This window comes from Prescottella defluvii (genome assembly GCF_000738775.1).
Taxonomy (GTDB): Bacteria; Actinomycetota; Actinomycetes; order Mycobacteriales; family Mycobacteriaceae; genus Prescottella; species Prescottella defluvii.
This window is the reverse complement of sequence record NZ_JPOC01000213.1, coordinates 1-937: the sequence shown is the minus strand read 5'-3', so window position 1 is coordinate 937 and position 937 is coordinate 1. Positions and strand designations below refer to the sequence as shown.

The 937-nt window shown below is 68.5% G+C and carries 1 protein-coding gene and 1 pseudogene; both read left to right on the top strand.

Translation table 11 applies throughout. The features are described 5' to 3' along the window. Window positions 1-343, top strand: a pseudogene (locus IJ15_RS0124530) (acyl-CoA thioesterase domain-containing protein); the annotation flags it as partial. Window positions 344-431: 88 nt separating this feature from the next. Beyond that, on the top strand, window positions 432-937 hold a 506-nt coding region (pdxT, locus tag IJ15_RS0124525; RefSeq protein ID WP_037136344.1), incomplete at its 3' end, for a pyridoxal 5'-phosphate synthase glutaminase subunit PdxT.

Genomic DNA, 937 nt, shown 5'->3' with positions numbered 1-937 from the left:
CGTGCCGGCCGACCGGATCCAGCGCAGGCCGGGAGTTCCCGTCCAGCAGCAGGTCTGGTTCCGGTCCCGTGAGGCGCTGCCGGACGACCCGGTCTTCCACATCTGCACCCTCGCGTACATGAGCGACATGACATTGCTCGCGTCGGCGAGCACCACCCACCCGGATACTCAGATCCAGAGCGCCTCCCTCGACCACGCCTTGTGGTTCATGCGGCCGTTCCGGGCCGACGACTGGCTCCTCTACGGCCGCGCACTCACCCAGGGGCGCATCTTCAACCGCGAGGGGCTTCTGGTGGCCGCCGTCGTCCAGGAGGGGCTCACCCGGTTCCTGCGCCGGGACTGACCGCGGGGTCCGCCGTGTGCGCTGTCGATCCCGCGCGGCTGATAGCGTTTCCGGGTCAACAGCCTCGAACAGTGCAGGAATTTCACTCGTGACGAATCAACCGACGATCGGCGTGCTCGCACTACAGGGCGACGTCCGCGAACACCTCGCGGCACTCGAGTCCACCGGGGCGCGAGCGATCGGCGTGCGCAGGCTCTCGGAACTCGAATCCGTGGATGGACTGGTCATTCCGGGCGGGGAGTCGACGACGATGAGCCGGTTGCTGACCGTCTTCGAACTGCTCGAGCCGCTCCGTGCCCGACTGAAGGCCGGGATGCCCGCCTACGGGTCGTGCGCGGGCATGATCCTGCTCGCCAGCGAGGTTCTGGACACGCGACCCGACGCCGAGCACCTCAACGGTCTCGACATGACGGTGCGGCGCAATGCCTTCGGTCGCCAGGTGGACTCGTTCGAGGCCGATCTCGACTTCGACGGTATCGACGGCGACCCGGTGCGCGCGGTGTTCATCCGGGCGCCGTGGGTGGAACGGGTCGGCCCCGGAGTCGAGGTGCTGGCTCGGGTGCCGGAAGGCCCTGCCGCCGGACACATCGTCGC